Source organism: Microcoleus sp. BM001215392, from assembly GCF_036700185.1.
Classification (GTDB): domain Bacteria; phylum Cyanobacteriota; class Cyanobacteriia; order Cyanobacteriales; family Microcoleaceae; genus Microcoleus.
Window position 1 is genome coordinate 2,114 of record NZ_JAUBOJ010000449.1, and the last position, 3,389, is coordinate 5,502.

Annotated in this window: 3 protein-coding genes and 1 pseudogene; 1 reads left to right on the forward strand and 3 read right to left on the reverse strand. The window is 41.8% G+C overall.

The window, feature by feature from the left end; genetic code table 11:
- Positions 1–208: 208 nt before the first annotated feature.
- Entirely contained in the window at positions 209–424 is a 216-nt protein-coding gene (locus QT974_RS30385; RefSeq protein WP_293323372.1) for a ribbon-helix-helix domain-containing protein, read from the forward strand.
- 117 nt (positions 425–541) lie between these two features.
- Here QT974_RS30385 and QT974_RS30390 read toward each other — a convergent pair whose 3' ends face one another.
- From QT974_RS30390 to QT974_RS30400, 3 genes and pseudogenes are all read right to left on the reverse strand, one after another.
- Positions 542–805, reverse strand: coding sequence for a hypothetical protein (locus QT974_RS30390; protein ID WP_333472103.1), 264 nt, complete (start codon positions 803–805; stop codon positions 542–544).
- A 17-nt stretch (positions 806–822) separates the two neighbouring features.
- Positions 823–1,335: a hypothetical protein gene (locus tag QT974_RS30395; RefSeq protein WP_293183646.1), complete on the reverse strand. Its 513-nt coding sequence runs from the start codon at positions 1,333–1,335 to the stop codon at positions 823–825.
- Between the two features lie 38 nt (positions 1,336–1,373).
- Positions 1,374–3,389, reverse strand: a pseudogene (locus QT974_RS30400) (hypothetical protein); the annotation flags it as partial.

Consider the following 3,389-nt stretch of genomic DNA (forward strand, 5'->3'; position numbering starts at 1 on the left):
ATTGTGAGCTTGTACTGCTGGCTTTGATTGTGAGCTTGTACTGCTGGCTTTGATTGTGAGCTTGTACTGCTGGCTTTGATTTCGAGCTTGTACTGCTGGCTTTGATTTCGAGCGGTCTGTTACAGTAAGTTACTGCTATATACTGTAACAGACAGTTTTTAGCTTTGCAAGCGGTAAGATGACAGGAGTTGTATAGATTGATATAAAAGTGCCAAGCCGAAGAAAGGCAGACGTAATTACAGCCTACCTGGATAAGGAAGTCAAGCAAGTGTTGGAAGTATGGGCCCAGAGCGAGCAGCGTTCCCTGAGCTCTCTGGTGGCGTATTTATTGACCAAGGCGGCTTCGTCGTACCAGACTGAACACCCACAAAGTAGCGATCGCACGATTAGTCCTGAAGGGAAAAATGAAGAATCGCAACATTAACCTCAAGGGGTCGCGCGATAATGGCTGTTGTTTGTATCATGTAGTTTGGGAATTGTATCAAACAAATTCAATCAATCTCCGGCCAAAAAATCTCATTATACCCATCCCAATCAAGAGTCAACTTGTGTTGTGTTGAATCGCCCATCTGTTTATGTATTTCATACAGCAATCATAGGTATGAAAAAATTGATTAATCAGAAACCCAGTAATGATGCCTTTTCCCGTCCGATCGCTCTGGAGTAGTTTCCAACAGTAATATTCATGCTGTTGTTGTAAGAAAGCAGTAATTTCAGTTTGCTGTTGTCGCAAATGGGGATAAAATGTTTTTTCTAAAGTGATGGTAGTATCAATCAACAACTCAATAAAAGAATGCTCGACCATTTATCATTAGCCCTAAATTAATCCCACCAGTAAGAAATAACGACTGCATCCTGAGCTTGTTGAGGATTGTCACCCCAAAGTGTTCCTTCTAGTCTAGCTATTAACCGACGTTTGAGTTGCCAGCCATACTCCTCATTTTTTCCATCACATACTTCAACTGAGTCAGCCCGCCACTTTTTGCCGAAGTCTACAAGCTGAGACACGGTTGTATCTCGGTTTTCTGTTAGCAAGTAAAGTGTGTCGGCTGGGTAGGGAATATAATGGATAATGCTAGTTTCGGGCATGGGGCGATAATTTGCCATTGCTAACAGCGTATCGAGTACGCCATTAAAGCTTAAACCTTTCTCATCGGGTGCAAAAATGGGCTTTGAGAATATGAAGCTTGCCCATAAAGAAGAGTGGTTAGCAAGGTCTGTAATGACTTCTTCACCATTGAATTCATTGAATTGGCGCTGCCAAACCAAAGCAGCAAATAGCTCTTGTGGAGTATAAGATTGGGCAATGGATTGGATTCTATTTAATTCAAGCATGGCATTTTTTTTATTAAATCATGAAACAACTCGTATTCTCAAGCTTCTCGATCGCGAATAATACGACTTTTGACCTCATTGGGAATTCTACCATCGTTTAAAATCTCATCTAGCAGCGATGAATTTTTGCCGCAGTCGTTCGCAACAGCAACAGCCACAGCACACTGATTCGGTACTGGCATCAGGGAATCGCCAACAATCAAATCTTCTCTGACAATAGCAGCCAAAAACTCGGAGTCAAATTTAGCGAGTTTAGTCAGCAATCCTGTGACAACTAATTTATCTACTTTGCGGCTGATGTCTACAGTTCGCAGTAAGATGCGGGTGCAATTGCTAATCTGTGGCATGAATTCTCTCTTTTCTAAAAGAGCTATTTGATTTAAAGCAATCAGTGCTGAAGCTGCTCCCATGCTGATAACATCTCGATCTGAACTTTTAACGATTCTGCGGGTTAAATCAAATGTGGCTTCTGCTAAATCGGGGTCAATTCTTTTTATGCCTGAAGGATGATTCCAAATGGCAGTGTCTATTAATTTGTATAAGAGTTGGACTATTTCGGCAGTCGAATCGTTTTCTAAAGTTTCAAAAACGGCCAGAATTTCTGAGGTTGCAACTACTTGCGAGTTGACTTTTTCAATGAAAGATTTTAAACAGTTTTGGCGCACCCCAACGAGGGGAGATTTTGCTAAAATTAGTAGCAATTGCTGTAACTGTATCGGCTTTTTTTGTTCGGCGAGGGCGAGTATGGCTGCGGAGGCATCGAGGGCCACATCTCGCGAGGAATCTAAACACAGTTTTGCGAGTTTTGAAATAGATAACGGGTAGGGACACGGCATTGCCGTATCCTTACTGAAATCGGCTGATGGTAATGTGTTATCACTACTGAAATCGGCTGATGGTAATGTGTTATCACTACTGAAATCGGCTGATGGTAATGGTAATGTGTTATCACTACTGAAATCGGCTGAGGTTAATGTGTTATCATTACTAAAATCGGCTGAGGTTAATGTGTTATCATTACTGAAATCGGCTGTATTTTCGGCTTGTTCGCGGTACAATTTAACTAGGGCCGATCGCACTTCTTTTGAATCAGCATTTTTTTGTAAGTAAGGTTCGAGTTGAGGAGGAACGTTATTGAGTTTTTTAAGAATATTAGCTGTTTGTGATGCTGGCAGTGTGGGAAGTAATTGTTCGAGAATCTCTGCCAAAAGCTGCTGTATCGATAGGTTATTAGCAAGGGCATCTATCGCACGGATGAATTCTACAGGAGCTCGCTGTATCGCCGGGACAATCCACTGAACCAAAGCTAATTGCAGTTCGCTACTGAGGGGATGCGAACCATTACTATAAATTGACAATTCTCTGAATACTAAAGTAATAGTTGATGCCCGATTTTCCGGGATAGTTTCTATGGGAATTTTTAGTAAACTAGCAGCAACTAAATCAGTCGCACCACTGTGAATTGCTGATGTAATAGCAGCGAGATTGCGCCCTGTCAAATCCCCTATATTCTTTGGCAAAATATCGCTGAATGTACTCGTTAAAATCACTTCTAGCAAGGCTGTATCTGATGCAGCAGCGCGGCCGACAGCAGCGGCGGAAACCGCAGTCCAGTATTTGCCTAGTGGGGCGCGGAGTGCATCTTGCCAAGTGGTTCCGAAGAGGGTGTCGCCCGCAGCCAAAAAGTTTGGTAGCAGGCTGCTGAGAAGTTTTGTGGTGTTTTCTTGTTCTTTGAATTGTTCGGAAATTGGTTGAGAGATAATTGTTAGCAGAAATTCTCGCTGTACTGTTGCGGGAATGCCCGGAGTTAGGTAAAGTTCAATGACGGTAGAACGAACGTTGCCGCCGAATAGAAAATAATATTTCTTTAGGCTTTCTAAGATTTCTAATTCAATACTATCTGTCCGTTTCTTAGCATAATTTTCACAAAAAACACCGATGAATTTACCCCAAATTTGATAGCGTTCTTGTCGTCGTTTATTTTCGGTTGTTTGAGATTGTCGTTTATTTTCGGTTGTTTGAGATTGTCGTTTATTTTCGGTTGTTTGAGATTG

What these genes read in the sequence shown, in the direction of transcription:
- QT974_RS30390 (WP_333472103.1), bottom strand. Translation starts at nt 805, where the DNA reads ATGGTCGAGCATTCTTTTATTGAGTTGTTGATTGATACTACCATCACT.
- QT974_RS30395 (WP_293183646.1), bottom strand. Translation starts at nt 1,335, where the DNA reads ATGCTTGAATTAAATAGAATCCAATCCATTGCCCAATCTTATACTCCA.